The sequence below is a fragment of the Leisingera sp. XS_AS12 genome (assembly GCF_041224635.1).
In the GTDB taxonomy this organism is placed as follows: domain Bacteria; phylum Pseudomonadota; class Alphaproteobacteria; order Rhodobacterales; family Rhodobacteraceae; genus Leisingera.
Genome location: NZ_JBGFGM010000063.1, coordinates 14,707 through 40,711, shown reverse-complemented (window position 1 = coordinate 40,711; position 26,005 = coordinate 14,707). Strand labels below are relative to the sequence as shown.

Here is a 26,005-nt window from a genome sequence, read left to right as displayed (position 1 = left end):
TTCTCCCTATTTTCGACGACTGAACGCATACGCCTTCACGGGTTTCGTGGAGGCGTTTTTTGTTTTGTTTCAGGGGCTTAGGGGTGGGTTCGGATTTTTTTCCAGGAAAGTTCCGAAAAAGGCAAAACACGGCTTGACGGTGCGCAGGGTGGCGCATATTACAGCCCAACATTCAGCAGCGATGCTGAAGACGCAGCGGGCGGTTGTAGCTCAGTTGGTTAGAGTACCGGCCTGTCACGCCGGGGGTCGCGGGTTCGAGCCCCGTCAACCGCGCCACTGCTGCGCCCCTGTTCCGGGGCTGAAACGGAACCCGCCCCGGAGGGGAACTGGACTGGAAACGGTCCGCCGCAAGGCGAAAATGCGGTTGTAGCTCAGTTGGTTAGAGTACCGGCCTGTCACGCCGGGGGTCGCGGGTTCGAGCCCCGTCAACCGCGCCACTTTCGCCCGTCGCCCTGACGTTTCAGGGTCCGTCCCGGAGGGGAAACCGGCCAGAGATGGCCAGCCGAAAGGCCCATGCGCGGTTGTAGCTCAGTTGGTTAGAGTACCGGCCTGTCACGCCGGGGGTCGCGGGTTCGAGCCCCGTCAACCGCGCCACTTTCTCCACTTCTCCCGGAATTTGCATGTTTTTATGGCACCGTGGCACTTCGCTTTCGGGTGTTTTGCCGCTTGGCTCTTTCGTCTGCTGTGCGCGGCTGCAATGCTGGGGATAGCCCCGTTTGCGCCAGGAGACAGTAGATGAGCCAGCAGATGCAGCCGCCCGAAACCCAGCCCACGCTGCGCGTGATCGCGATGCCCACCGATACCAACCCGGCGGGCGACATCTTTGGTGGCTGGCTGATGAGCCAGATGGACCTTGCGGCGGGAACCATCGCCGCGCGGGTCTCCAAGGGCAGGGCGTCGACGGTCTCGGTCGAGGAGATCCAGTTTCACCGCCCGGTGCTGGTAGGGGACGAGGTGTCGCTGTTTGCGGAAATGCTGAAGATCGGGCGCACCTCGATGCGGATCCGGGTGCGGGCCTGGCGCCGGGCCCGCCATCAGGAGGAGACCCAGCAGGTGACCGAGGCGATTTTCACCTTCGTGGCGCTGGATGAGAACGCCCGCCCGCGCCCGGTGATCCGCGACGCAGGCTGAACACCGGTACGCGGGTGTAAAAAGCCCCGGCCGCAGCCGGGGCTTTGTGGCTATCAAGACGGCACCTGGGGTGCCTCAATCCGGCGCCGTCTACTTGCGCGACAGCGCGTCGAGGACCCGCGCCCAGGAGCGGATGCCCTTGTGGAGTGAGGCCCGTCCAGGAAACGCTCCGGGGGAGCGTTTCAGGGTCGAACGGGCGGAGCCCTTCAGAGCTTCCACCTGCGGCGGCTTACTTGCGCGACAGCGCGTCAAGGACCCGCGCCCAGGAGCGAATGCCCTTGTGGAAGCTCTCCAGGTCGTATTTCTCGTTCGGCGAGTGGATCGCGTCATCTTCGTTGGCAAAGCCGATCAGCATCGCGTCCATGCCGAGGATCGACTTGAAATAGCCTGCCACCGGGATCGAGCCGCCCATGCCCGAGAACACCGCCTCGCGGTTCCATTCGTCGCTCAGCGCGCCGCGGGCGGCTTCGAATTCGGGCCGGGTGGTGTCGATCACATAGGCGGGGGAGCCTTCGAGATCCACGTCCCAGGTGACGGTGCAATCGGCGGGCAGCCGGTCCTCGACGTGTTTGCGGATCTTCTGGCGCAGCGCGTCGGGGTCCATGTCGCCGACCAGGCGGCAGGTGATCTTGCAATGCGCCTGCGCCGGGATCACGGTCTTGGAGCCTGCGCCCTGGTAGCCGCCCCACAGCCCGTTGATCTCCAGCGTCGGGCGCGCCCACTGCTGTTCCAGCACCGAGTATTTCTTTTCCCCGTGCGCTTGGGTGTAGCCTGCGTTGGACAGGTAGTCCTGCTCGTCAAAGCCGCAGCCCTGCCACTGGCGCAGGATGTCCTCGGGCACCTCGTGCACGCCCTCGTAGAAGCCGTCGACCGCCACGGCGCCGGTCTCGGGGTCGTGGAATGAGGCGATGATATGCGAGATCTCGCGCAGCGGGTTCAGGCCCGGGCCGCCGTAATGGCCCGAATGCAGGTCGATGCGCGGGCCGGTCAGGGTGAATTCATCCTTCAGCATGCCGCGCAGCTGCGAGGCAATCGACGGCACCCCGCGCGACACCATCGAGGTGTCGCAGATCAGCGCGATGTCGGCCGACAGTTCTTCCTTGGCGGCCTCGAGGAAGGGGATCAGCGAGGGCGAGCCGCTCTCTTCTTCGCCCTCGAAGAAAAAGGTGATGCGGCAGGGCAGGGAACCGTTCACCGCCTTCCAGGCGCGGCAGGCCTCGACGAAGGTCATCAGCTGGCCCTTGTCGTCCGAGGCCCCGCGGCCGCGGATCACGGTGCCGTTCGGGGTTTCCTCCAGCTGGGGTTCGAACGGCGGTGTGTTCCACAGGTTCAGCGGATCCACCGGCTGCACGTCATAATGACCGTAGAACAACAGATGCGGCGCGTCGCTTTTCTCCTCGCCGACATGGCCCACGACCATCGGATGGCCTGGGGTTTCGCGTTTTTCCGCCTTGATGCCGATGCTGTTGAGGTCGGCCACCAGCCAGTCCGCCGCCTTGTCGCATTCGGCCTTGTAGGCCGGATCGGTGGAAATCGACTGGATGCGCAGCAGGTCCAGCAGCCGGTCGGTTGCTGCGCTCAGATCTGCGTCGATGCGGTCCAATACGTCGTTCAATGCCATTCTCGTGGTCTCCTTCCTGGCCGGACGCACCGGCGCTGGTGTCGTTTTGCCGCGGAGCCTAACAGCGTGCCCCGGCAGGGGCCAGAGGTTGCAAACAACCGCGGGCGCTGCCTTTCCTGGGCTGCTCGCCCGTGCGGCAGGCGGTGCGGGCGTGCGACGCACCGTCACAATCGGGCGCGCAGGCGGCAGGAGTTCTTGCCGACACATGCAATAAGTTCTATTTGACCTGCATCAATGTCGCGCAGCCGGGCCTGGGCGTATGGAGTTGATCGGAAGGGGCAGCTGCGGTAACCACGTCGCCAACGTGAATGTGGCCGCATCGCCAGAAGGCAGTGCCCTGAACACAGCCCCGCGTGTTCCTCTGGAACACCTTTAGCTATGGAGATGCCGGTGGACTATACCGCGAAACTGGACGCAGCGATTGCCAGCCTTCATGACGAGGGCCGCTACCGGACCTTCATCGACATCGAGCGCAAGAAGGGCCATTTCCCACATGCGGTCTGGTCGCGTCCCGACGGCAGCCAGCAGGATATTACCGTCTGGTGCGGCAATGACTACCTGGGCATGGGCCAGCACCCGGTTGTGCTGCAGGCCATGCATGAAGCGATCGATGCGACCGGGGCAGGCTCGGGCGGCACCCGCAACATCTCCGGCACCACCGTCTATCACAAGCAGCTGGAGGCGGAACTGGCGGATCTGCACGGCAAGGAAGCGGCGCTGCTGTTCACCTCTGCCTATATCGCCAATGACGCGACGCTTTCGACCCTGCCCAAGCTTTTCCCGGGCCTCATCATCTATTCCGATGCGCTGAACCATGCCTCGATGATCGAGGGCGTGCGCCGCAATGGTGGCGCCAAGCGCATCTTCCGCCACAACGATGTTGCCCATCTGCGCGAGCTGCTGGAGGCGGACGACCCCAAGGCGCCCAAGCTGATCGCCTTTGAGTCGGTCTACTCGATGGACGGCGATTTCGGCCCGATCGCCGAGATCTGCGACCTTGCGGATGAGTTCGGCGCGCTGACCTATATCGATGAGGTCCATGCGGTCGGCATGTACGGCCCCCGCGGTGGCGGCGTGACAGAGCGGGACCGCCTGGCGCATCGCATCGACATCATCAACGGCACCCTCGCCAAGGCCTATGGCGTCATGGGCGGCTATATCGCGGCCTCCGCCAAGATGTGCGACGCGATCCGCTCCTACGCTCCGGGCTTCATCTTCACCACCTCGCTGGCACCTGCGGTGGCGGCGGGGGCGGCGGCCTCGGTTGCGCATCTGAAGCAGGCGCAGGAGCTGCGCGACAAGCATCAGGAACAGGCCAAGGTGCTGAAATTGCGCCTGAAAGGGCTGGGCCTGCCGATCATCGACCACGGCAGCCACATCGTCCCGGTGATCGTCGGCAACCCGGTGCATACCAAGGTGCTGTCCGATCATCTGCTCGAGGATTACGGCATCTACGTGCAGCCGATCAACTTCCCGACCGTGCCGCGCGGCACCGAGCGGCTGCGCTTCACGCCGTCGCCGGTGCATGGACCGCGCGAAATTGATGCGCTGGTCAACGCGATGGACGCATTGTGGTCGCATTGTGCGCTGAATCGTGCCGAACTTGCCGGTTAACATACTGATCAGTGTAATTTTACGCTGCGTGTGTTACGCTGTTGTCAATCAATACGTGGATTTGAGTCGCAACTGTGATTCTTTCACCACTCGGGGACGATTGCGGCAGGCATTTATGGGACGGCAGGCATGATCGGGCGCTTTACTCAGCGCAAGCATGAAGAGCATGACAAACCGGCGGAACCCAAGGGTTTTGACGATTTCGAGCTGCGATTGGGCGACATGATGCGCGGGGAGCGCGCCACCATGGGCAAATCGCTGCTGGATGTGCAGCGAGAATTGCGCATCAAAGCCTCCTACATTGCCGCCATTGAAAATTCCGATCCTTCCGCCTTTGACACCCCCGGCTTCATCGCCGGTTACGTACGGTCCTACGCGCGATATCTGAACATGGATCCGGAAGAGGCGTTCAACGCCTTCTGCCGGGAAAGCGGCTTCAGCGTTGCCCATGGCATGTCGGCCGAGGCCTCGGGGCGGAGCAAGACCGGCGCTGCGCCGCGGGTGCGCTCCACCGGGCTGGGCGGTGATGCCTTCACCGGCTCTGCAACCCCGTACGTGCCTGCGCCCAGCAGCCTGCTGAGCCAGATCGAGCCGCGCGCCATCGGATCGCTGATGGTGCTGGTCGCCCTGATCGGCGGCATCGGCTACGGCGGCTGGTCGGTGCTGAAAGAGGTGCAGCAGGTGCAGTTCGCCCCGGTCGATCAGACACCGGCGGTTCTGGCGGATCTCGACCCGCTGAACAGCGCCGTTCTGCTTGGCGAGGAGGGCGCGCAGGATCCGGCGGCCGAAGCGCTGGATCGCCTCTATCGACCGCAGGCGCTGGACGTGCCGGTCCTTGTTGCGCGCGATGCGCCGATCGCGACCCTGGACCCTTCCAGCCTTGGAAATTTCGCGGCACCCGAACCGCCCAGCCTTGCACTTGCCGAGGCGAGCCTGCCGCATGATGCGACAGTCGCCGGGCCGCATCAGCCAGTGCCGCAGGTGGTTGCAGAGGTCAAACCGGGCGTCGAAATGGTGGCCGTGCGGCCGTCCTGGGTGCAGGTTACCGCCGCGGATGGCAGCGTGATCTTCGAAACCATCATGGATGCAGGACAGCGCTTCCAGGTGCCTCTGACCGAGGATGCGCCCAAGCTGCGCACCGGCGAGAGCAGCGCCATCTACTTTGCCGTCAACGGGGAGCATTTCGGCCCTGTCGGCAAGCGCGGCCAGGTCTCCAAGAACATCGAACTGTCGATGGATGCGATCACCAGCCGCTTCGAACTGGCTGATCTGGCGGATGACCGGAACCAGGCGCTTGCGACCTTGGTGGCGCAGTTGCAGGCGCAGCCCGAAACCCAGCCGGGCGAGTAACGATTTCATGAAACCTGCGGGCTTTTGGCGGCTGCCATTGCAGCTCCGCCCGCCTGCGCGTATCTAGACGCCAACAGGATCCAGCCGGGACACGCCACTCATGTCGATGAACCATATCCGCCCCTGGCGCCACATCGAGCGCCGCAAAAGCCGCCAGATCCACGTCGGCAACGTCGCCATCGGCGGCGACGCCCCGATTGCGGTGCAGACGATGACCAACACGCTGACCACCGATGTGGCGGCGACGGTGGGGCAGGTGCAGGCGGCGGCTGAGGCCGGCGCCGACCTGGTGCGCGTCTCGGTGCCGGACGAGGCGTCGTCGCGGGCGCTGAAGGAGATCGTGCGCGAAAGCCCGGTGCCGATCGTCGCCGACATCCATTTCCACTACAAGCGCGGCATCGAGGCCGCCGAGGCGGGGGCTGCCTGCCTGCGCATCAACCCCGGTAACATCGGCGATGAAAAGCGCGTGGCCGAGGTGATCAAGGCCGCCCGCGACCACAACTGCTCGATCCGCATCGGCGTGAACGCGGGCAGCCTCGAAAAGCACCTGCTGGAAAAATACGGCGAGCCCTGCCCGGAAGCGATGGTTGAATCCGGCCTGGATCACATCCGCATCCTGCAGGACCACGACTTCCACGAGTTCAAGATCTCGGTGAAGGCGTCGGATGTTTTCATGTCCGCTGCCGCCTACCAGCAGCTGGCGGAGGCCACAGATGCGCCGATCCACCTCGGTATCACCGAGGCAGGGGGCTTTGTCTCCGGCACCATCAAATCCGCCATCGGCCTTGGCCAATTGCTGTGGATGGGCATCGGCGACACCCTGCGCGTCAGCCTGTCGGCGGATCCGGTCGAAGAGGTCAAGGTCGGCTTCGAGATCCTCAAATCCCTCGGCCTGCGCCATCGCGGCGTCAACATCATCTCCTGTCCCAGCTGTGCGCGGCAGGGGTTTGACGTGATCAAGACGGTGGAAAAGCTGGAGCGGCGGCTGGAGCATGTGAAGACCCCGATGAGCCTCAGCATCATCGGCTGCGTGGTCAATGGCCCCGGCGAGGCGCTGATGACCGATGTCGGCTTCACCGGCGGCGGTGCAGGCTCCGGCATGGTCTATCTGGCGGGCAAGGCCAGCCACAAGATGTCCAACGACCAGATGGTCGATCACATCGTTGAAGAGGTCGAGAAAAAGGCCGCCGAGATCGAGGCGGCCCAGGCCAAAACAACGCAGGACGCGGCAGAATAACGGCGTCTGCGGGCGCGCCGGTCGTTTTCATCTTTCTGCAAATACTCTGGGGTCCGGGGCAAAGCCCCGGTCCCGTGCTGTCGGATCAGCTCTGCTGTTCGCGGATTTCGGCCACCATGATCTCCATCTGCTCCGCGGGCAGAAAGCCGCGCAACATTTCGGTGCCGAGCACAAAGGTCGGCGTGCCGGAGATCGCCAAGTTCTGCGCCAGGGCGCGGGTCTGGCGCAACTGGGCGGTCACCTCGTCGCTGTCCATCCGCGCCAGGATCGCATCTGCGTCCAGCGATAGCCCTTCGGCGAGACGGCGCAGTGCCACCTCGTTCGGCTCGCCGGTGAAGGCGATCAGCGCGTCATGAACCTGCTTGTAGGCGTCGTCGCCGGCCTCCAGCTTGGTCGCCACAGCGAAGCGTGACGCCATCACCGAGGCCTCGCCGAGAATCGGGAACTCCTTGATGATCAGGCGGATGTTGCCATCGTTTTCCAGCAGCTCGGCGACCTCGGGTGCGGCCCGGCGGCAGTAGCCGCAACGGTAGTCCATGAACTCGACCAGCGTGATGTCGCCATCGGGGTTGCCGCCGACCCAGGAGTAGCCGTCGTTGATCAGCTCTTCCATATTCTCGGCCACGAGGGCGTCATCGCGTGCGGCTTCGGCTTCCTGCTGGCGCTGTTCCAGCAGGTCCACCGCCTCGAGGATCAGCTCGGGGTTCTCCAGCAGGTAGGCGCGCACTTCGGCGCCAAAGGCTTCGCGTTCGGCATCGCTCATCGCCGTCAGGTCAAAGGCCTGCGCGGGGGCGCCCAGCAGGCTCAGGGCGGTGGCAGCCATGGCGGCGGCACGGGTCAGGGGTTTCATTTCCGTTTCTTCCTTTTTTGATCTTGTTCGTAGGCCACCAGCACATCCTGCGCCCGCCGGGCCGCGGGCGAGCCTGCGGGCAGCTGCGCCATCGCGCGTTTGGCGTGGATACCGGCGTCCTCCAGCCGCCCTTGCAGGGCATAGCGTTCGGCGGTGACGAGGGCTGCCATGCCGCGCTGGCCGGTCTTGGCATAGGCGAGAGACATGTCGCGCAGCATTACCTGGTTGCGAAAATCCTGGTGGCGGGCTTTTTCCAGCACTGCCAGCGCCGCCTTGGGCTGGCCCGCAGCGAGCAGCGCGCGCCCCTGTCCGGCCAGGATCAGCGGCTCTCGCGGCGCGGCCATAGGCCGACAGGGCGGCGGACCACTGGCGGTTTTCCATCAGGATCTGGCCCTTCAGCTCGTGATAGAAGGCATCACCGGGGCGCTGTGCAAGTGCTCCGTTGATCGCCTTCAGCGCTTTGGACATGTCATTGCGCCGGTGGTGGGCGGCGGCCTCGCGCATCAGGCGCACGTCCTTGTAGGGTTCGCTGCGCGCGCGGCGCAAAGTCCATTTCGGGGAGCGGGTGAAGGCGGAGAGCTTGCCCTGCAGACGGGCAAACCAGTATTGCGCCTCGGCGTTGGTCTGCCCCTTGTCGCCATGCGCGGCGACATAGGCCCGTGCCGCCCGCAACCGGTCGCGGCTGAGCGGGTGCGACCGCATGTAAGGATCCTGGTTGGCCGCGCTCAACACTTCTTGTCCGGCAAAGACCTGATGCAGATCCACCAGACCCTGGGGGCTGATACCGGCGCGGTTCAGATAGTCGGCGGCGGCGCGGTCGGCGGAGCTTTCCTCGGCCCGGGTGTGGGCCAGGAAGCCGCGCAGTGCCGTGCTCTGGCTGCCGACGGCGATGCCGCCGGCCGCCTCTCCGGCACCGGCGGCCGCGGCCAGCACTGCCAGCGCCATGCCCAGCCCGGCGGCGTTGTTGGCCGAGCGCAGGTTCTGCATCCGGCGGGCGATGTGGCCATTGGTGATATGGGCGGCTTCATGCGCGATTACGGCCTGCAGCATTTCCGGCGTGGTCGCTTTCAGGACCAGGCCGTAGTGAATGAAGATGGTGCGCGAATCCACCACGAAGGCATTGAAGGACGAATCGTTCACCAGCAGGATCCGAACCCGTTTGGCGTTCAGCCCGGCGGCGTTCAGCACCGGTGCCGCCAGCCGGGTCAGACCGTGTTCGATGTCCGGATCGCGCAGCAGGGAAATCGACGCCGCTTGCACCGCCGTGGCGAAATGCACCAGCGCACACAGCACCATGGCCGGGATTGACGCCAGCCGGAAGAAACGGTCAAAACTCATGCGCGCACCATGGGAGATCAGAATGCGAAACTCAAGCCGCTCCGACGTCGATCCTTTTATTGTGATGGATGTAATGGAGGCCGCCCGCAAGGCCGAGGAGGCCGGCCGCCACATCATTCACATGGAGGTCGGTCAACCCGCCACCGGCGCGCCCTCGGGTGCGCTGAAGGCGCTGGGTGCTGCGCTGGAAACCAACGCCCTCGGCTACACCGTGGCACTGGGACTGCCGGAGCTGCGCCGCCGCATCGCGCGGCTTTACGGCGAGTGGTACAACGTTGATCTGAACCCGGAGCGGGTGATCATCACGCCGGGCTCTTCCGGCGCATTTCTGCTGGCCTTTACGGCGCTGTTCGACAGCGGCGACCGGGTCGGCATCGGCGCGCCGGGCTATCCCTCTTACCGGCAGATCCTGAAGGCCCTGGGGCTGACGCCGGTGGACATCCAGACCGCGCCGGAAAACCGGCTGCAGCCGGTGGCAGCGGATCTCAAGGGGCAGGATCTGGCCGGGCTGATGGTGGCTTCGCCCGCCAACCCGACCGGCACCATGCTGGACCACGCCGCGATGCGCGAACTGATCGAAGCCACCCAGGACGCAGGCGCCAGCTTCATCTCGGACGAGATCTATCATGGGCTGGAATACGAGGCCAAAGCCGTCACCGCGCTGGAGATCACCGACGAGACCTATGTGATCAATTCTTTTTCCAAGTTCTTTTCCATGACCGGCTGGCGGGTCGGCTGGATGGTCGTGCCGGAGGATCACGTTCGGGTGGTCGAACGCATCGCCCAGAACATGTTCATCTGCGCACCGCATGCCAGCCAGGTGGCGGCTCTGGCGGCGATGGACTGCGAGGAGGAGCTGCGCGGGAACCTTGCCGTTTACGCAAGGAACCGCGAGTTGATGCTGGAGGGGCTGCCCAAGGCCGGTTTCACCAATATCGCGCCGCCGGACGGGGCGTTCTATGTCTATGCGGATGTCTCGGACCTGACGTCGGACAGCCGCAGCTTTGCCGCGGAAATCCTTGAAAAGGCTGGCGTTGCCGTCACTCCGGGACTGGATTTCGACCCGGTGCGCGGAGCCACGACGCTGCGGTTCTCCTATGCGCGGTCAACCGCGGATATCGAGGAGGGGCTGGCGCGGCTTAGGGCCTTCATGGCGCAGCGCGGCTAAAGGCGAAAAGGCGGATTTCAAATTCCGGTCGAATTGCCTACCTTGCGCGCAAAACCAAGAAACGGGGGCCGGGGCATGGGCAGGCTGTTTTCCATCATCACGCTGATCTGGCTGCTGACAGGGGCCGCTTGGGCCCAGTCGGCGGGCGGTCAGGGCTTCAGCGGCCTTGCACGTATCGATGCCGAAACCAGCCGGGTGCGCGATGCCGGGCAGGGGGTCGAGGTGTCGCTGGGGCTCAGCCAGGGGGTGCCTTACCGGCTGTTCACTCTGGACGGGCCGCCGCGGCTGGTTCTGGATTTTCAGGAAGTCGACTGGACCGGGCTGACGGTCGCGCGATTGCTGGAGGGCGAGCAGGTCAAGGCGGCCCAGTTCGGCACCTATGTGCCGGGCTGGTCACGGCTGGTTCTGGAGCTGGCGGTCCCGATGCAGGTTGCCGTCGCCGCGATGGAGATTGATCCGGTCACCGCCGCGGCCCGGCTTGAGCTGACATTGGAGCCGACCAGCGCGGAGGCGTTTGCGGCCCGTGCGGGCGCGCCCGACGATCCGCGTTGGGACCTGCCGCAGCCTCAGGTCATGCAGGGGCGTGCGCCACGGGATGAACATGCGCCGATGCTGGTGATGCTGGACCCCGGCCATGGTGGCATCGATCCGGGCGCCGAGGCGGAAGGCGGCATCAGCGAAAAACAGCTGATGCTGCAGTTCGCCCGCGAGCTGGGCGAGGCGCTGCTGCGCTCTGGCCAGTTCACCGTGGCCCTGACACGGGACGACGATTATTTCGTCTCGCTCGAGCGGCGCATCGCCATGGCGCATCAGGCGGGGGCCGACGTCTTCATCTCGTTGCACGCGGATTCGATTTCCGAGGGTCGCGCCCATGGCTCTACCGTCTATACCCTGTCGCGGGAGGCTTCGGATGCGGCTTCGGCCAAGCTGGCGGAACGGCATCTGCGTGGCGATCTGCTCTCCGGCACCGACCTCAGCGAAGCGGATGACGAGGTGACCGGGGTGATGCTGGACCTCGCGCGGCTGGAGACGCAACCGCGCAGTGACGCGCTGGCGGCGGCGCTGATCGACGGGCTGCGGGCGCAGGGACGCCCGATCAACAACCGGCCGCTGCGCAAGGCCGGGTTCTCGGTGCTGAAATCTGCGGATATTCCCTCGGTGCTGGTGGAGATCGGTTTTCTGTCCAGCAAACGGGATCTGAAGAACCTGATCGACCCGGATTGGCGCGCCAAGGCGGTGCGCGGTATCCTGAACGGGCTGATCACGTGGCGGGCCGAAGATGACGCGCGCCGGGCCCTGGTGCGGCAGTAAGACTTGCGCCGATCGGCGTAATCGTGCCGGAATTGACCAGCGGCAAGGCGCGGGGCGGCTTCCGCGGTGAAAACCAGTGGTTTTTTCCCGCCGTTTTACGTGGCGATCCGCGCTTTGAGCTTTTGACCCCGCGCGGCAGCGTGCCTATATAGGCGTCATCTCGCGAGAAAGGCCCAACTCCGTGCTCAGGTTCATACTCTCCTTCTTTGGTTCCATTTTCAGCACCATCACCCTTGGGGTGGCGATGGTGGCGCTGACCATCGGAGCGGTGTTCTGGACCTATGGCCGTGATCTGCCCAGCCATGAATCGCTGGCCCAGTACCAGCCGCCGACGATCAGCCGGATCTATTCCGGCGAGGGCCACCTGATCGACGAATTCGCCAAGGAACGTCGCCTGTATACGCCGTCGTCGGAAATCCCGGACCTGGTGAAGCAGGCATTCATCTCTGCGGAAGACAAGAATTTCTACAGCCACGCCGGCTATGACGCCCGTGGTATTGCGGCCGCGGCAATCGAGGCGATCCAGTCGCGCGGCAAGAACGTGCGCGGCGCCTCGACGATCACCCAGCAGGTGATGAAGAACTTCCTCTTGTCGGGTGATCGCCGGGCCGAGCGCAAGATCAAGGAAATCATCCTCGCCACGCGGCTGGAAGAGACCCTGGACAAGGAACGCATCCTCGAGCTGTACCTGAACGAGATTTTCCTTGGCCAGAACTCCTACGGGGTGACGGCTGCGGCGCAGACCTATTTCAACAAGACCCTTGGCGAGCTGGCTCCGCATGAGGCCGCGACCCTGGCGGCGATGCCCAAGGCGCCGTCGGACTACCATCCGGTGCGTGAAAAGGAGCGGCTGCTGGCGCGGCGCAATTACGTGCTGCGGGAAATGCGCGAGAACGGCTATATCTCGGATGATGTCTACAAGGTGGAAGTGGCGCAGCCCCTGCGCTCGGTGCAGAACGGCGATTTCGAAAGCTTCCGCACCACCTTGCCGCCGCGCGACTATTTCACCGACGAGATTCGCCGCCAGCTGACACAGGATTTCGGCGAGGGTGAATTCTTCACCGGCGGCTTTACCGTGCGCGCCACCATCGACCATGAAATGCAGGCGGAAGCTGCCCTAGCGCTGCGCACCGGATTGCAGAAGTACGACCGCTCGCGCGGCATCTGGCGCGGCACAGGGGTCGAGCTGGAGGAATCCCAGCTGGTGGACGAGGCCTCCTGGCGCGCTGCCCTGGCCGAGGCCGATGTGCCGCGCGACATTGACCTGGGGGGCAAATGGTACCCGGCCGTGGCGCTCGAGGTTGGCGACCAGGCTCTGACCGTTGGTGTCGAGGGGCACGAGGGCACCGGATCCGTGCCGCGTGCGGACATCAAGTGGATGAAGGGCAGCTTCAAGGATAACATCAGCCGCGGTGACGTGGTGCTGGTGCGGGCGGAAAAGAAAGACGGCGAATTCAGCCACTGGTCGCTGCGGCAGGTGCCGGAAGTGCAGGGCGGCTTCGTGGCGATGGACGTCGATTCGGGCCGCGTTCTGGCGATGCAGGGTGGCTTCTCCTACCAGCATTCGGTGTTCAACCGCGCCACTCAGGCGATGCGCCAGCCGGGCTCCAGCTTCAAACCCTTCGTTTATGCCGCGGCGCTGGACAGTGGCTACAGCCCGGCCACCATCGTCGTTGACGCCCCGATCGAGATCAACACGCCGCAGGGTCTGTGGCGGCCCAAGAACTCCTCGAACAAGTTCTACGGGCCCACGCCCTTGCGTACCGGCATCGAGATGAGCCGGAACCTGATGACGATCCGTCTGGCGCAGGAGGTGGGCATGCCGGTTGTGGCGGGCTACGCCGAGCGCTTTGGGGTCTATGACAACATGGGCGCTTTCCTCGCGAACTCGCTCGGTGCCGAGGAAACCACGCTGTACAAGATGGTGGCGGCCTACGCGATGTTCGCGAATGGCGGCGAGCGGGTGCAGCCGACGCTGGTGGACCGGGTGCAGGACCGTTTCGGCCGGACCATCTACCGCCACGACGACCGTGACTGCGTTGATTGCGCCGATCCGGAATTGCCTGCTGGCCAGAAGCCTCGCATCATCGCGGATCGTGAGCAGGTGATGGATCCGATCACCGCCTATCAGCTCACCTCGATGATGAAGGGCGTGGTCGACCGCGGCACCGCATCAAGCGTCATCAACCTGCCGGTGCCCACCGCTGGCAAGACCGGTACCACCAATGACTCCCGCGACGTCTGGTTTGTTGGCTTCACCTCCAACATCGTTGCGGGCTGCTACATGGGCTTTGACCAGCCGCGCCCGATGGGCCGCGGCGCTTATGGCGGCACCATGTGCGGGCCGGTGTTCCAGCAGTTCATGGAAAAGGCCGTCGAGAAATACGGCGGCGGCCCGTTCGAGGTGCCCGAAGGTGGCCATTTCATCAAGATCGACCGCTACACCGGTGCGCGGCTGCCCAATGACGCGTCCGGCCCCTACGTGGTGGCAGAATACTTCCGTGACGGCGAAGAGCCGATCTTTGGCCTGACTTATGACGGCGGCTTTGCCATGGGCTCCAACCTGCCACTGGTGGAGGAGGTTCAGCAGTCCGGTCGCAAGGTGACCACCTCCAGTGGCGGGACGGCTGTGCTTGGGCCCAAGGCAACCTTTGGTACCATCAGCTCCGGCGGCCTGTACTGACCGCTATCGCTGGCTTGCGCCGCTGCTGGCTTGCCCGCGGCGCAAGTGTGGTCTATCACGCAGGCCTGACCTGACATTGCCCAAGATTGCAAGGACACCCCATGCGCGCGGAAACCCAGAACATCGTGGCGGACATCGAGAAATCGCTGGAGCTGCTGGCCCAGCGGCTGAACTGGGAAACCGCCGAATACCGGCTGGAGGAGTTCAACGCGCGGGTCGAGGACCCCAACCTGTGGGACGACCCGGAAGCGGCGCAGAAACTGATGCGCGAGCGCCAGGCGCTGGTTGACGCGATCAACACCTACAAGGGCATCAAGCAGGATCTCTCCGACAACATCGAGCTGATCGAACTGGGCGAGATGGAAGAGGACGAGGACGTGATCAAGGATGCGGAGGCCGCCCTGGCCGCGCTGAAGGTCACGGCCGCCGAGAAGGAACTGGAAGCGCTGCTGGACGGCGAAGCCGACGCCAATGACACCTTCCTTGAAATCAACGCAGGCGCGGGCGGTACCGAAAGCTGCGACTGGGCCTCCATGCTCGCCCGCATGTACGTCCGCTGGGCCGAGAAGAAGGGCTACAAGGTCGAGCTGCAGTCCGAAAGCCCGGGGGAAGAGGCAGGCATCAAATCCGCCGCCTATAAAATCTCGGGCCACAACGCCTATGGCTGGCTGAAGTCCGAGAGCGGCGTGCATCGCCTCGTGCGGATCTCGCCCTATGACTCGGCGGCCAAGCGCCACACCTCGTTCAGCTCGGTCTGGGTCTACCCGGTGGTTGACGACAACATCGAGATCGAGGTGAACCCGGCCGACATTCGCATCGACACATACCGCTCCTCGGGGGCGGGCGGCCAGCACGTGAACACAACCGACTCGGCAGTGCGGATCACCCACATCCCGACCGGCATCGTGGTGACCTCCTCCGAAAAGTCGCAGCACCAGAACCGCGATATCGCCATGAAGGCCCTGAAATCGCGCCTCTATCAGCTCGAACTCGACCGCCGCAACGCCGACATCAATGCCGCGCATGAGGCCAAGGGCGATGCAGGCTGGGGCAACCAGATCCGCTCCTACGTGTTGCAACCCTACCAGATGGTCAAGGATCTGCGCACCAACTACGAAACCTCCGATACCAAGGGGGTGCTGGACGGCGACCTCGACGGTTTCATGGCAGCGACGCTGGCCTTGAATGTCTCTGGCAAGAGCCGCGCCGACGCCCAGTCGGAAGACTGACGACCAGCTTGCATTTTGACGGCCATGGCAGGCCCCGGAGGACACTCCGGGGCTTTTCCACATCTGTCTTCGGCTGTCTTAACATACATCTGCAAAACATTTTTTCCCGCCCAAAGCTGCGCTAGGCTGCCCCTGAGGCCGCGCCGCCTTGGCCATGGGCCGGGCAGAGGCAGGCAAACGGGACAGGGCAGGGGGGCAGGGATGGAGACGCAAAAGCCGTTTGGCGTACCGCAGTTGCGTGCGGCCAGTGTGGGAATGTTGCTGGAGGCGCTGCGCTGTGGCTGGGCAGACTTCAAGGCCCGTCCCGTCTATGGCCTGACCTTTGCAGGTTTCTACGTGCTCGCAGGCTGGGCGATGGCCTGGGTGACGCAGGCGACCGGCACGACTTTCTGGCTGGTGCTGGCCGCCATCGGCTTTCCACTCATCGGTCCTTTCGCGGCGGTTGGCCTTTACGAGGTGTCGCACCGCCTGTCCACGGGCCAGCCGGTGCGACCGTCCGAGATCTTTGGCGTAGTGCTGCAGCAGAGTCGCCGCCAACTCCCCTCAATCTGCGCGATTATCGTGGTGGTCTTTCTATTTTGGTTCTTTATCGGCCACATGATCTTTGCCCTGTTCCTGGGGCATTCCACGATGACCAACATCATGTCCTCGGCCGAGGTTTTCCTGACGCTGAACGGCGTGGTGATGCTGGCCGTGGGCAGCACCGTGGGTGCGCTGTTTGCGCTGCTGCTGTTCATGATCACGGTAATTTCGCTGCCGTTGTTGCTGGACCGGGAAGTGGATTTCGTCACTGCGATGATCACCAGCTTCCAGTATGTGCAAGGCAACCTGATGGTGATGCTGCTGTGGGCGGCCCTGATCGCGGGCCTGACCTTCGTGGCCCTGATGCCGTGGTTCCTGGGGTTGTTGCTGGTGCTGCCGCTGCTGGGACACGCCAGCTGGCACATCTACCGGCAGATCTCCGGCGGCTAGGCTCAGCGGAAGGGCTGGCTCGGCGTCAGCAGCCGCAGGTGGAAGGGGAGCAGGTCCTCTTCGGTGACAAGACCGGCGTTGCGCGCTGTTTTCAGGACCTCGGTGCGGTTGCGGCCCAGGTGTTCGTAAACCATGCGCGTGACCCGTTCGCCGCTGCCTTCGCGCACGGTGCGGGCCACGTAGCCGGACCAGAAATTGTTCTCGAGAGAGGCGACCCGGGCCAGGTAGTTGAACGAATAGGTCATTGCCTTGCGCCGCGCGATGACAAAGGCGACGCCGTCCTCATGGGTGCTGACATAGCCGCGAAATTCGCGTGCCGAGGGGCTGGTGGACAGGCCCTGGCTGCGCATGGCTTCCTTGGCTTCGAACCCCTTGATGTAGGTGACGCCGCCGGAGCGGAACACATAGGTCAGGCCGATCACGAACTTGTTTTCATCGATGAAGCTGCGTCGGCTGAAACGGTAGAACCCGGAGGGAAAGAAGGATTCCGTCAGCTGTTGCACCCCCTGGCCGAGGAACTCCCCGAGAAACGGACCGTTCACCACCCTGTCCCCCGTCGAGATGTGGTCAACAGGGGTGAGCAGGATGCGGGCGTCGACCTCGAAGAAGCGGCAGATCCGGTCCAGAACATCGGGACGGGGAAAGCTTTCGCCGGACAGGTAGCGGTTGAACTGGGTTCGGTTGATGCCCAGCTGTCGCGACAACTCCGAGATCGACGGATATTGGTCCGCCAGCTGGCGCAGGTTGGCGCCGAACATGTTTCTCAACTCAGCGGGGGAGCGATCCTGCGGGGTCATCATGCCTGTCCGGTCTCGACGTTTGGGTCAATTTTTTGCCTCTTGCCCGCATGACGTAGCAAATTCAGGCAGCTATAAGGTGGCGCTGTAATGAATCTGCGCCAATAGTGGCGCGAATTCACGTCAGGATGCTAATTTAGCTGACACAAAATGCAATAGGTTAGCTTTGATTTTGTCATGTAGGTGTCAGCGCAATTGATCCAGTATTATTATACGGGAATGTGAGGATTGGTATGATTGGAGTTGTACTGTGGAGCGAGCAGACCCTGAACAAAGCCGTAATCTGGTGTGACGATCAGGGCGATCTCGCCTTTTATTCCGACAAAACCGGTGCCGGTTTTCAAGACCTTAACCCAGGCGACTGGGTTGAGTTTGAGCTAACCTTGGGTGGCAATTTCCGAATTGCCAAGAATCTGCGCGTATTGATGGAAAAGGGCAGCCCGGACCTGGCAGCGCGCTTGACCGAGGCCCAGGATCACGCGGAGCAGGACTGCACGCAACACGCAGACGGGGCGGCCACAGCGGCCCCTTGTGCTGGTGTTAGCCGCAAAAGCAAGGGAAGCGAAAAAGTTGTGCCCTTCCCTCAGTCTTCTCCGCGACGCTCCAAAAGCACTGCCAAGGCCGCAGTGGTAAAGCTGAAGCGTCGCTGACATCGGCCGGTTTGGCGATGGGCGGATGCTTGCATGAATGCACGTACGCCCCGGCAGGGTTCCGGGGCGCTGGTAAAGTCTAAACCGAGAGTTTGACGCGGGCTGGTGTCACTGGGGCATCAGCGGCAGGGCGACGTGTCGCCCCCGAAGCGGGCGCTCCCGAAAACCTGGCGGTGCCCGGACGGCAGTCGCGATCACTTTGACGCGCCGCGACTGTCAGTTGTGAGCGCGGTCTCAGTTGCCGCGCAGCAGGGCAGCAACGCCGGTGCGGGCGATTTCACTCAGGCCCAGGGGGCGCATCAGATCGGCGAATGCGTCGATCTTGTCCGGCGCGCCGGTGATCTCGAACACGAAGCTATTGAGTGTGCTGTCGACCACATTGGCGCGGAAGATATCCGCCAACCGCAGCGCCTCGACCCGCTTGTCGCCTTCGCCCGCGACTTTCAGAATCGCCAGCTCGCGCTCTACGGCATCGCCTTCGACGGTCAGGTCGTGCACGTCACGCACGGACACGATGCGGCCAAGCTGTGCCTTGATCTGCTCGATCACCTGCGGCGTGCCGGTGGTGACGATGGTGATGCGGGACAGGTGCCCGGTGTGGTCCACCTCGGCGACGGTGAGGCTTTCGATGTTATAACCGCGGCCGGAGAACAGGCCGATCACCCGCGCCAGCACGCCGGGTTCATTTTCCACCAGCACCGCGATGGTGTGACGTTCCTGCGTGTCGGAAAACGTCGGGCGTAGGTTGTAGGCGGAGTGGCGGGTCGAGCCTTTTTTGATGTGTAGGGCAGACATTCTGGGTCTTCCTCTCATATGTGGCTGCCGGGACATCCGAGTGCTCCCGGCAAATCTCTTTGAAGAAACTTGCGGCGCCGCCGCGATTATACCAGCACGGCGCCGCCGGCCTGGATGACACCCTGGGTGTCAGCCTCGCCCAGCAGCATCTCGTTATGCGCCTTGCCCGACGGGATCATCGGGAAGCAGTTCTCATGCTTTTCCACCAGGCAGTCAAAGATCACCGGCCCGTCATATTCGATCATCTCCATGATCGCATCGTCCAGATCCTTGGGGTCCGAGACACAGATACCCTTGGCGCCGAAGGCTTCGGCGAGCTTGACGAAATCGGGCAGCGCTTCCGACCAGCTGTGGCTGTAGCGCTCACCATGCAGCAGCTCCTGCCACTGGCGTACCATGCCGAGGCGCTCGTTGTTCAGGATGAACTGTTTCACCGGCAGGCGGAATTGCACCGCGGTGCCCATTTCCTGCATGTTCATCAGCCACGACGCCTCACCGGCGACGTTGATGACCAGTGCATCCGGGTGTGCCATCTGCACACCGATCGACGCCGGGAAGCCATAGCCCATGGTGCCCAGACCACCGGAGGTCATCCAGCGGTTCGGGTCCTCGAAGCCGAGGAACTGCGCCGCCCACATCTGGTGCTGGCCAACCTCGGTGGTGACATAGCGGTCATGCCCCTTGGTCAGCTCCTCCAGCCGCTGCAATGCGTATTGCGGCTTGATGGTGGTTTCCGAGGGCTTGTAGGTCAGGCATTTCACCGCGCGCCATTCGCTGATCTGCTTCTGCCATTTCTCCAGCGCCTCGCGGTTGACCTTGCGACCGCGCGACTTCCAGACCTTCAGGATGTCTTCGAGCACATGGCCGACGTCACCGACGATCGGAATATCGACCCGGATCACCTTGTTGATGGACGACGGGTCGATGTCGATATGGGCCTTGGTCGAGTTGGGGCTGAAGGCGTCGATCTTGCCGGTGATGCGGTCGTCGAACCGCGCGCCGATGTTGATCATCAGATCGCAGTCATGCATCGCCATGTTGGCTTCATACAGCCCGTGCATCCCCAGCATCCCCAGCCAGTTCGGCCCGGAGGCAGGGTAGGCGCCAAGCCCCATCAGCGTCGAAGTGACGGGAATACCGGTCGCGTCTACCAGTTCGCGCAGCAGCTGGCTGGCGGCGGGGCCGGAGTTGATGACGCCACCGCCCGTGTAGAACACCGGACGTTCCGCGGTTTCCAGGGCTGCGACCAGCTCGGTGATGGCCTCCATGTCGCCCTTCAGCTGCGGCTGGTAATGCGAGGCGGCGGGCTTGGGGCCTGCGTATTCGCCGGTGGCGAACTGCACGTCCTTCGGAATGTCGATCAGCACCGGGCCGGGGCGGCCGGATGTGGCGACATGGAAGGCCTCATGCAGGGTCGGGGCCAGGCTGTCGGTGTCCTTGACCAACCAGTTGTGCTTGGTGCAGGGGCGGGTGATGCCGACGGTGTCGGCCTCCTGAAAGGCGTCGGAGCCAATCATGAAGGTCGGCACCTGGCCAGTCAGAACCACGATCGGGATCGAGTCGAGCAGCGCATCGGTCAGGCCGGTGACGGCATTGGTCGCGCCGGGGCCGGACGTCACCAGGACAACACCGGGTTTGCCAGTGGAGCGCGCATAGCCTTCGGCAGCATGAACCGCGCCCTGTTCGTGGCGCACCAGCACGTGACGAATGTCGTTCTGCAGAAAGATCTCGTCATAAATCGGCAGCACGGCGCCGCCAGGATATCCGAAGACTACGTCCACACCCTGGTCTTTCAGGGCTTGGACAACCATCTTTGCGCCGGTCATTTCACGTGTCATCTGCTTTTTGCTCCAATTGGCGGCATCGTGCGTTTCGCATAAAAAAAGCCCCCGATTTTTGGTCAGGGGCGCATGGGTTCGATTATGGTCAACCGTCACCGGCCCATGCGCGTGGTTCCTACAATTACGACTAGGGTGGTCATTTCGGCCACGGGCTCCATTTTGCGTTGCGGGCGACATTATGGCGGGGGGCAGGGGGCGTCAACCTGCAAACCTGTCAAAAATGCCCTGTATGGGGACATTTTCTTGCGGCTTGGAGCGTTCAGGGGAAATTTCTGCGAAACCGAGGTGGCCTTCTGCCCTGTTTTGCTGCGCACGGGCCGCACGTATCGCCATACGACTGCCGATCGGGGGCTGTCAGGTGAGACGATCTGTAGCGCGGATGCCCGGACATGGCGGAGCCAGAGGCAATTCCGATCCTTTGTCAGCGCCACTCGCCGCTTAACCGGCGGTGACCTGCCGTGGCGGGAAACCGGGCCTTGGCGCTGGACCTGCTTTCTGGCAGCCTGTCGGGCAAAAGCCCCGGTCACACAGGCAAGGTGACGCAGAAGGGGATGATGGATCTTGGCAGCAAGCGGGCATTGGACATGAGCATTTCACGGCGGAGTTTCGGTTTTGGAGTGGCGGCGCTGGGGTTGACCGCCTGCGGCGGCACGGTTCCTACGGGGAGGGGCACCAGCGGAAGCAGCGGCAGCAGCAGCCTGCCAGCGGACCTGCGGCCCACGCCCAATGCAGGCTATGACGCCTGGGTGGCCGCGTTTCGCAGCCGGGCCGAGGCCAAAGGCATCAGCCGTGCCACGCTGCGCGCGGCTTTTCGCGGCGCGGGCTACTTGCCGGGGGTGGTCAAGCGGGACCGCAACCAGACCGAGTTCAAGCGCACCCTGGAGGACTACCTCGCCATCGCGGTCTCTGACGAGCGCCTCGCCAAGGGCAGGGCGGCCTATGCCCGGCATCGAACCACTTTGAAGACGCTGGAGCAGACCTATGGCGTGGATGCGGAAATCATCTGCGCGATCTGGGGGCTGGAAAGCTTCTACGGCGAGCGGCGCGGCAATGTGCCGGTGATCTCGGCGACATCGACGCTGGCCTATGACGGGCGTCGGGGCGCGTTCTTCGAAAAACAGCTGATCGCGGCGCTGAAGATCCTGCAAAACGGGGACATATCGGCCGCGCGCATGACCGGCAGCTGGGCCGGCGCGATGGGGCATACCCAGTTCATTCCGACCTCCTACCAGTCATTTGCGGTCGATTTCACCGGCGACGGGCGGCGCGATATCTGGTCGGACGACCCGACGGATGCATTGGCCTCCACCGCCGCCTACTTGCAACGCAATGGCTGGACCCGCGGGTTGAAATGGGGCGGGGAGGCCGGTGCGCCCGGCACGCCCGCCGGTCGCAAGCTGCAACCGCAGGCGGGCGGGCCGGTGTTCTCCGTGACGTCCAATTTCGACGTCATCAAGCGCTACAACAACTCCGATTCCTACGCGATCGGCGTGGGGCATCTTGCCGACCGCATTGCAGGTGGCGGGCCTTTGCGCGCGTCCTTTCCGCCGGACAGATACGGTCTGACCAAGGAAGACCGGATCCTGTTGCAAAAGCGGCTGACGGCACGCGGTTTCGACACCGGCGGTGCCGACGGGGTGCTGGGGCCGAAAAGTCGCGCTGCCATCAGCGCCTACCAGTCCAGTCGGGGGCTGGCGGTTACCGGGGATCCGTCGCCATCGCTGCTGAACAGCCTCGGCTGATGCAGTCTGGCTGAGGCCTTCGGGACGGTCGGGGCGGGGTGGTCAGAACCCCGCGCCGGTGCCTTGCAGGACCCCGTGTTCCAGCGCGTAGCGGGTCAGCCCGGCGGTAGAGGAGATGCCCAGCTTGCGTTTGATATTCTTGCGGTGGGTTTCGACCGTCCTGACAGAAATGTCGAGTGTCTGCGCCACATCCTTGTTGGACTTGCCCTGGGCCAGTTCCAGCAGGATCGTCTGTTCGCGTCCGGTCAGCGCCTCGCGCGTGTCGCCTGCCTTGGGTTTCAGCGAACCGGCGGCCCCGGTGCAGAGGTAGGTCTGCCCCTGCATCACCGCATCGATGGCCTGCTTGATTTCATCCGTCGGCACATCTTTGAGGATGTAGCCCATGGCACCGTGGCTGAGCGCGGAGGAGATGTATTCGGGGCTGTCGTGCATGGTCAGGATCAGAATGCGCGTGCCCGGGTGTTGTTCCAGTATGATCTCGGTGGCGCTGAGCCCGCCCAGTTTGGGCATGTTGAGATCCATCAGCACCACGTCCGGGGCCAGCTGCCGCATCTGCTCGACCGCCTCGCGGCCATCGGTCAGGGAGCCGACCACCTGAATGTCGTCATAGCTTTCGAGGATCGACTGAATGCCTTCGGCCACCATCGGGTGGTCATCCACGATCAGTACTTTTACCGGTGTCGCCATGTCATCCCCAATTCGCATCCATCGCAGCCCGTGGCTGCCTGCTGCCGATGTCGCCCACCCGACCTAGGTTTCGCGCCTCGCCATCGCCGACTTTCGCACGCGGCGCCGCCCCTGTCGGCGCTCATGGTAACTGCGCCGGGCTGCTGTCTTCTCCCGGTGGCAGAAGGTGGCTGAGGGGCAGCCCGACCTCGATCACCGTGCCACTTTCGGTGCCTCGTGATGACAGAATGCGCAAGGTCCCGTCAAGTTGGTCGATACGTTCCTGCATGTTGCGCAGTCCGATCCCCGGGCCGGAGCGGGCGCTGAGGGGCGGCAGGCCGACGCCGTTGTCGGTGATCCGCATGGTGGCGCCCTTGGTGTGGCCGCGCAGATCTATGGTGACCTTGGTGGCACCTGCGTGGCGCTCGATGTTGGTCAGCGCCTCCTGGGCGATGCGGTAGAGCGCGATCTTGGCGTCCTGGTCCAGCCGGTTGCGGAACACCACGGTCGAGAACTCCGTCTCGATGCCGGTGCGGGCGGCGAAATCGTCGGTCAGCGCCTTCAGGGCCGGACCCAGGCCCAGGTCGTCCAGAACGCCGGGTCGCAGGTCACGGCTGATCCTGCGCACTTCGGTGATCGCGGTCAGCAGGTGTTCCGTGCCCTTCTCCAGCGGCGCCGCGGCCCCTTCGCTGTCGCCCCGCGCGAGGCGGCGGCGGGCATTGTCCAGCGCATAGCGCACCCCGACCAGCAGCTGGCTGATGCCGTCGTGCAGTTCGCGCGCAACGCGGCCGCGCTCGTCCTCCTGGGCGTCGAACACCCGTTGGGTCAGCTCCTTCAGCTTGGCATCCGCCAGCCGGCGTTCGCGAATGTTGAGCAACATGCCGGAGGCAAAGACCAGGACCAGCGACACGAGCGTGATGGCCCCGATGTAGAGGAAGGTACGTTGCACGCGGGCTTCGACCTCGGCTCGTGTCGCCGCAACCGAGGACAGCACATCGTCGATGAACACACCTGTGCCGACGGCCCATTGCCAGTCCTGCAGGCCGACCACATAGGCGATCATCTGCGCCTCTTCTCCGGTCGAGGGCTTTTGCCATGTAAAGCTGTGCCAGCCGGCCCCGTTGCGGGCCAGTTCGATGAAACGGTCCACGACCGGCACACCGGCGCTGTCGGTCAGCCCCGCCCAGTTGCGGTTGATGAACTCGGTCTGGCGCGGGCTGACCAGGTTGGTGCCGTCATAGTCGTAGACAAAGAAGAAGCCGTCCTTGCCGTAGATCATCGCGCTGAGGATCTGGGCCACCTGTTCCTTGGCCTCGGCATCGTCGGGCGCGGCGAGACCATAGATATGGGCAAACCCGTTGCGGGCCTGGGTCACGTAGTTGCGCAACTCCGCCTTCTTCGCCTCGATCAGCTGAACCTCGAGCGCCTGGATCTCGCGCTCGGCCAAGGCACGTGACTGATACCCGACCAGAACCGCGATTGCGGTCCCGGCCACGATCAGTGGCAGCGTCATCAGAAGCGACAGTTTCTGGGCGTAGGTGGGGCGAAACAGCGTATCGAAAAGGCGCATGGGCAAGGGGCAAGCCGGGGCAGTGGATTGGTAAGAATCTTGTACCGAATCATCCCGCCAGCGCCCAGAAGAATCACCGGCCCGCGGCAAAATACACGCACAGGCTGTGGCAGGGAGGGCTGGATCCGGTCGGAAAATCAGCGCTCTGGAGGGGCAAATGCTGAAAATTGCGCCGCTCTACGCAGTACTAGGTATTCATAACCGCGACTGCCTCGCTAGTCTGACCGCACTCGAACCGATCCGCTGGGCAGTCAACTGCCGGGCATCCAAGAATTATGGGAGGAATAATACATGGATCGCCGTTCTTTCTTGAAAACATCTGCACTGGGCGGGACCGCAGCCGCGGCCGGCACGCTGGCTGCACCGGCCTACGCTCAGGGCAAACGCACCCTGACCATGGTCACCACCTGGGGGCGCGGCCTGGCGGGCGTGCATGATTCGGCCCAGTATGTTGCTGATGCCATCACCACCATGTCCGACGGCAACCTGACCGTGGACCTGAAAGCCGCGGGCGAACTCGTCGGTGCCTTCGAGGTGTTTGACGCCGTGACCGCCGGTCAGGCCGACATGTACCACGGTGCGGATTACTACTTTACCGGTCAGCATCCGGGCTATGCCTATTTCACCGCCGTGCCCTTCGGCATGACGCCGCAGGAACTGACCAACTGGTACTACCACGGCGAAGGCATGGCGCTGCACGACGAGCTGGGCCAGATCTTCGGTCTGAAATCCTTCCTCGGCGGCAACACCGGCCCGCAGTCCGGTGGCTGGTTCAACAAGGAAATCAAAGGCCCCGAAGATTTCAACGGCCTGAAGTTCCGTATGCCGGGCCTGGGTGGCAAGGCGCTGGGCAAACTGGGCGCATCCGTTCAGAACATCCCGGGCTCCGAAGTGTATCAGGCGCTGTCCTCCGGCGCGATCGACGGCACCGAGTGGATCGGCCCCTGGGCGGACGAAAAAGCCGGTTTCCAGGAAATCACCAAGGTCTACTACACCGCGGGCTTCCACGAGCCGGGTGCGGGCCTGTCGGTTGCCACCAACCGTGACGTCTTCGAGAGCCTGTCGCCGGCCCACCAGAAGATCATCGAAATGGCAGCTGCCGCTGGTCACCAGTGGAACCTGGCCCAGTTCATGAACAACAACGGTGCGGCGCTGCAGCGTCTGCAGTCCGGTGGCGTGAAGACCCTGGAATTCCCGGAAAGCGTCTGGGATGCCTTCGGCACCGCGACCAAGGAAACCCTGGACGAGTTCATGGGTGACGAGCTGTTCGCCAAGATCCGCAACAGCGTCGAAGCTTCGATGAAAGCGTCCTCGGGCTGGATCACCAAATCCGAAGGCGCCTATCGCGTCCAGCGCGACCGCGTTCTCGGCTAATCCGCCTGACAGGCATCAACCGGATCCCCCGCCACTGCGCGGGGGATCCCTTTACAGTTGCGTGAC

The 26,005-nt window shown here is 63.8% G+C and carries 19 protein-coding genes, 3 tRNA genes and 1 pseudogene; 15 read left to right on the top strand and 8 right to left on the bottom strand.

The features are described from left to right. The first annotated feature begins 199 nt into the window (after positions 1-199). The 4 genes from AB9K35_RS03040 to AB9K35_RS03025 all read left to right on the top strand — a co-directional run bounded on the left by AB9K35_RS03040 (position 200) and on the right by AB9K35_RS03025 (position 1,131). Positions 200-276 (top strand) — tRNA-Asp (locus tag AB9K35_RS03040). 84 nt (positions 277-360) lie between these two features. After that, a tRNA-Asp gene (locus AB9K35_RS03035) sits at positions 361-437 on the top strand. Between the two features lie 80 nt (positions 438-517). After that, positions 518-594, top strand: a tRNA-Asp gene (locus AB9K35_RS03030). A gap of 141 nt (positions 595-735) precedes the next feature. Continuing rightward, a complete protein-coding gene (locus tag AB9K35_RS03025; protein ID WP_222453496.1) occupies positions 736-1,131 on the top strand; it encodes an acyl-CoA thioesterase in 396 nt (131 codons plus the stop codon). A gap of 229 nt (positions 1,132-1,360) precedes the next feature. Here AB9K35_RS03025 and AB9K35_RS03020 read toward each other — a convergent pair whose 3' ends face one another. Next, a complete protein-coding gene (locus AB9K35_RS03020; RefSeq protein WP_369924427.1) occupies positions 1,361-2,752 on the bottom strand; it encodes a M20/M25/M40 family metallo-hydrolase in 1,392 nt (463 codons plus the stop codon). A gap of 390 nt (positions 2,753-3,142) precedes the next feature. On the opposite strand from AB9K35_RS03020, the gene hemA reads away from it, so the two are divergent. The 3 genes from hemA to ispG all read left to right on the top strand — a co-directional run bounded on the left by hemA (position 3,143) and on the right by ispG (position 6,953). Continuing rightward, entirely contained in the window at positions 3,143-4,366 is a 1,224-nt protein-coding gene (hemA, locus tag AB9K35_RS03015; protein ID WP_369924426.1) for a 5-aminolevulinate synthase, read from the top strand. 129 nt (positions 4,367-4,495) lie between these two features. Next, positions 4,496-5,716, top strand: coding sequence for a helix-turn-helix domain-containing protein (locus AB9K35_RS03010; RefSeq protein WP_369924424.1), 1,221 nt, complete (start codon positions 4,496-4,498; stop codon positions 5,714-5,716). Between the two features lie 100 nt (positions 5,717-5,816). Beyond that, a complete protein-coding gene (ispG, locus tag AB9K35_RS03005) occupies positions 5,817-6,953 on the top strand; it encodes a flavodoxin-dependent (E)-4-hydroxy-3-methylbut-2-enyl-diphosphate synthase (protein ID WP_369924423.1) in 1,137 nt (378 codons plus the stop codon). An 85-nt stretch (positions 6,954-7,038) separates the two neighbouring features. On the opposite strand, the gene AB9K35_RS03000 is transcribed toward ispG, so the two are convergent. Together AB9K35_RS03000 and AB9K35_RS02995 are read right to left on the bottom strand one after the other, a co-directional pair. Then, positions 7,039-7,803, bottom strand: coding sequence for a DsbA family protein (locus tag AB9K35_RS03000; RefSeq protein ID WP_222453492.1), 765 nt, complete (start codon positions 7,801-7,803; stop codon positions 7,039-7,041). Continuing rightward, positions 7,800-9,141, bottom strand: a pseudogene (locus AB9K35_RS02995) (M48 family metalloprotease). The gene AB9K35_RS03000 and the pseudogene AB9K35_RS02995 overlap by 4 nt, the downstream one beginning before the upstream one ends. Positions 9,142-9,163: 22 nt before the next feature. On the opposite strand from AB9K35_RS02995, the gene AB9K35_RS02990 reads away from it, so the two are divergent. From AB9K35_RS02990 to AB9K35_RS02970, 5 genes are all read left to right on the top strand, one after another. After that, positions 9,164-10,309: a pyridoxal phosphate-dependent aminotransferase gene (locus AB9K35_RS02990; protein ID WP_369924421.1), complete on the top strand. Its 1,146-nt coding sequence runs from the start codon at positions 9,164-9,166 to the stop codon at positions 10,307-10,309. 75 nt (positions 10,310-10,384) lie between these two features. Next, positions 10,385-11,620 (top strand): N-acetylmuramoyl-L-alanine amidase, encoded by a 1,236-nt coding sequence (locus AB9K35_RS02985; protein WP_369924419.1) that lies wholly within the window; start codon positions 10,385-10,387, stop codon positions 11,618-11,620. Between the two features lie 181 nt (positions 11,621-11,801). Continuing rightward, on the top strand, positions 11,802-14,303 hold the full coding sequence (locus AB9K35_RS02980; RefSeq protein WP_222453488.1) for a penicillin-binding protein 1A: 2,502 nt from the start codon (positions 11,802-11,804) through the stop codon (positions 14,301-14,303). 101 nt (positions 14,304-14,404) lie between these two features. Beyond that, a complete protein-coding gene (prfB, locus tag AB9K35_RS02975) occupies positions 14,405-15,532 on the top strand; it encodes a peptide chain release factor 2 (protein ID WP_369924417.1) in 1,128 nt (375 codons plus the stop codon). Positions 15,533-15,733: 201 nt separating this feature from the next. Next, on the top strand, positions 15,734-16,504 hold the full coding sequence (locus tag AB9K35_RS02970; protein ID WP_369924416.1) for a DUF2189 domain-containing protein: 771 nt from the start codon (positions 15,734-15,736) through the stop codon (positions 16,502-16,504). Positions 16,505-16,506: 2 nt separating this feature from the next. Here AB9K35_RS02970 and AB9K35_RS02965 read toward each other — a convergent pair whose 3' ends face one another. Then, positions 16,507-17,301, bottom strand: a complete 795-nt coding sequence (locus AB9K35_RS02965) for a helix-turn-helix domain-containing protein (protein ID WP_369924415.1) — start codon at positions 17,299-17,301, stop codon at positions 16,507-16,509. Positions 17,302-17,534: 233 nt separating this feature from the next. On the opposite strand from AB9K35_RS02965, the gene AB9K35_RS02960 reads away from it, so the two are divergent. Next, positions 17,535-17,951 carry a hypothetical protein gene (locus tag AB9K35_RS02960; protein WP_369924414.1) on the top strand — a complete coding sequence of 139 codons (417 nt, stop codon included), beginning with the start codon at positions 17,535-17,537 and terminating at the stop codon, positions 17,949-17,951. A 234-nt stretch (positions 17,952-18,185) separates the two neighbouring features. Here the strand turns inward: AB9K35_RS02960 and ilvN are convergent, their stop codons facing one another. Then, entirely contained in the window at positions 18,186-18,746 is a 561-nt protein-coding gene (gene ilvN / locus AB9K35_RS02955) for an acetolactate synthase small subunit (protein ID WP_369924413.1), read from the bottom strand. 86 nt (positions 18,747-18,832) lie between these two features. Next, on the bottom strand, positions 18,833-20,584 hold the full coding sequence (locus AB9K35_RS02950) for an acetolactate synthase 3 large subunit (protein WP_369924412.1): 1,752 nt from the start codon (positions 20,582-20,584) through the stop codon (positions 18,833-18,835). 587 nt (positions 20,585-21,171) lie between these two features. Between AB9K35_RS02950 and AB9K35_RS02945 the strand changes: the two genes are divergently transcribed. After that, complete coding sequence (locus tag AB9K35_RS02945) at positions 21,172-22,329, top strand: lytic murein transglycosylase (protein WP_369924465.1); 1,158 nt, start codon at positions 21,172-21,174, stop codon at positions 22,327-22,329. 42 nt (positions 22,330-22,371) lie between these two features. On the opposite strand, the gene AB9K35_RS02940 is transcribed toward AB9K35_RS02945, so the two are convergent. After that, complete coding sequence (locus AB9K35_RS02940; protein ID WP_222453480.1) at positions 22,372-23,016, bottom strand: response regulator transcription factor; 645 nt, start codon at positions 23,014-23,016, stop codon at positions 22,372-22,374. A 121-nt stretch (positions 23,017-23,137) separates the two neighbouring features. Further along, positions 23,138-24,565, bottom strand: coding sequence for a cache domain-containing protein (locus AB9K35_RS02935; RefSeq protein WP_222453479.1), 1,428 nt, complete (start codon positions 24,563-24,565; stop codon positions 23,138-23,140). Between the two features lie 291 nt (positions 24,566-24,856). On the opposite strand from AB9K35_RS02935, the gene AB9K35_RS02930 reads away from it, so the two are divergent. Further along, a complete protein-coding gene (locus AB9K35_RS02930; RefSeq protein ID WP_222453627.1) occupies positions 24,857-25,939 on the top strand; it encodes a TRAP transporter substrate-binding protein in 1,083 nt (360 codons plus the stop codon). The last annotated feature ends 66 nt before the right edge of the window (positions 25,940-26,005 follow it).

Excerpts from the sequence above, each read along its gene's own strand:
- AB9K35_RS03025 (WP_222453496.1), top strand. The coding sequence starts at position 736 with ATGAGCCAGCAGATGCAGCCGCCCGAAACCCAGCCCACGCTGCGCGTG.
- AB9K35_RS03020 (WP_369924427.1), bottom strand. The coding sequence starts at position 2,752 with ATGGCATTGAACGACGTATTGGACCGCATCGACGCAGATCTGAGCGCA.
- AB9K35_RS03010 (WP_369924424.1), top strand. The coding sequence starts at position 4,496 with ATGATCGGGCGCTTTACTCAGCGCAAGCATGAAGAGCATGACAAACCG.
- ispG (WP_369924423.1), top strand. The coding sequence starts at position 5,817 with ATGTCGATGAACCATATCCGCCCCTGGCGCCACATCGAGCGCCGCAAA.
- AB9K35_RS03000 (WP_222453492.1), bottom strand. The coding sequence starts at position 7,803 with ATGAAACCCCTGACCCGTGCCGCCGCCATGGCTGCCACCGCCCTGAGC.
- AB9K35_RS02990 (WP_369924421.1), top strand. The coding sequence starts at position 9,164 with ATGCGAAACTCAAGCCGCTCCGACGTCGATCCTTTTATTGTGATGGAT.
- AB9K35_RS02985 (WP_369924419.1), top strand. The coding sequence starts at position 10,385 with ATGGGCAGGCTGTTTTCCATCATCACGCTGATCTGGCTGCTGACAGGG.
- prfB (WP_369924417.1), top strand. The coding sequence starts at position 14,405 with ATGCGCGCGGAAACCCAGAACATCGTGGCGGACATCGAGAAATCGCTG.
- AB9K35_RS02970 (WP_369924416.1), top strand. The coding sequence starts at position 15,734 with ATGGAGACGCAAAAGCCGTTTGGCGTACCGCAGTTGCGTGCGGCCAGT.
- AB9K35_RS02965 (WP_369924415.1), bottom strand. The coding sequence starts at position 17,301 with ATGACCCCGCAGGATCGCTCCCCCGCTGAGTTGAGAAACATGTTCGGC.
- AB9K35_RS02960 (WP_369924414.1), top strand. The coding sequence starts at position 17,535 with ATGATTGGAGTTGTACTGTGGAGCGAGCAGACCCTGAACAAAGCCGTA.
- ilvN (WP_369924413.1), bottom strand. The coding sequence starts at position 18,746 with ATGTCTGCCCTACACATCAAAAAAGGCTCGACCCGCCACTCCGCCTAC.
- AB9K35_RS02950 (WP_369924412.1), bottom strand. The coding sequence starts at position 20,584 with ATGACACGTGAAATGACCGGCGCAAAGATGGTTGTCCAAGCCCTGAAA.
- AB9K35_RS02945 (WP_369924465.1), top strand. The coding sequence starts at position 21,172 with ATGAGCATTTCACGGCGGAGTTTCGGTTTTGGAGTGGCGGCGCTGGGG.
- AB9K35_RS02940 (WP_222453480.1), bottom strand. The coding sequence starts at position 23,016 with ATGGCGACACCGGTAAAAGTACTGATCGTGGATGACCACCCGATGGTG.
- AB9K35_RS02935 (WP_222453479.1), bottom strand. The coding sequence starts at position 24,565 with ATGCGCCTTTTCGATACGCTGTTTCGCCCCACCTACGCCCAGAAACTG.
- AB9K35_RS02930 (WP_222453627.1), top strand. The coding sequence starts at position 24,857 with ATGGATCGCCGTTCTTTCTTGAAAACATCTGCACTGGGCGGGACCGCA.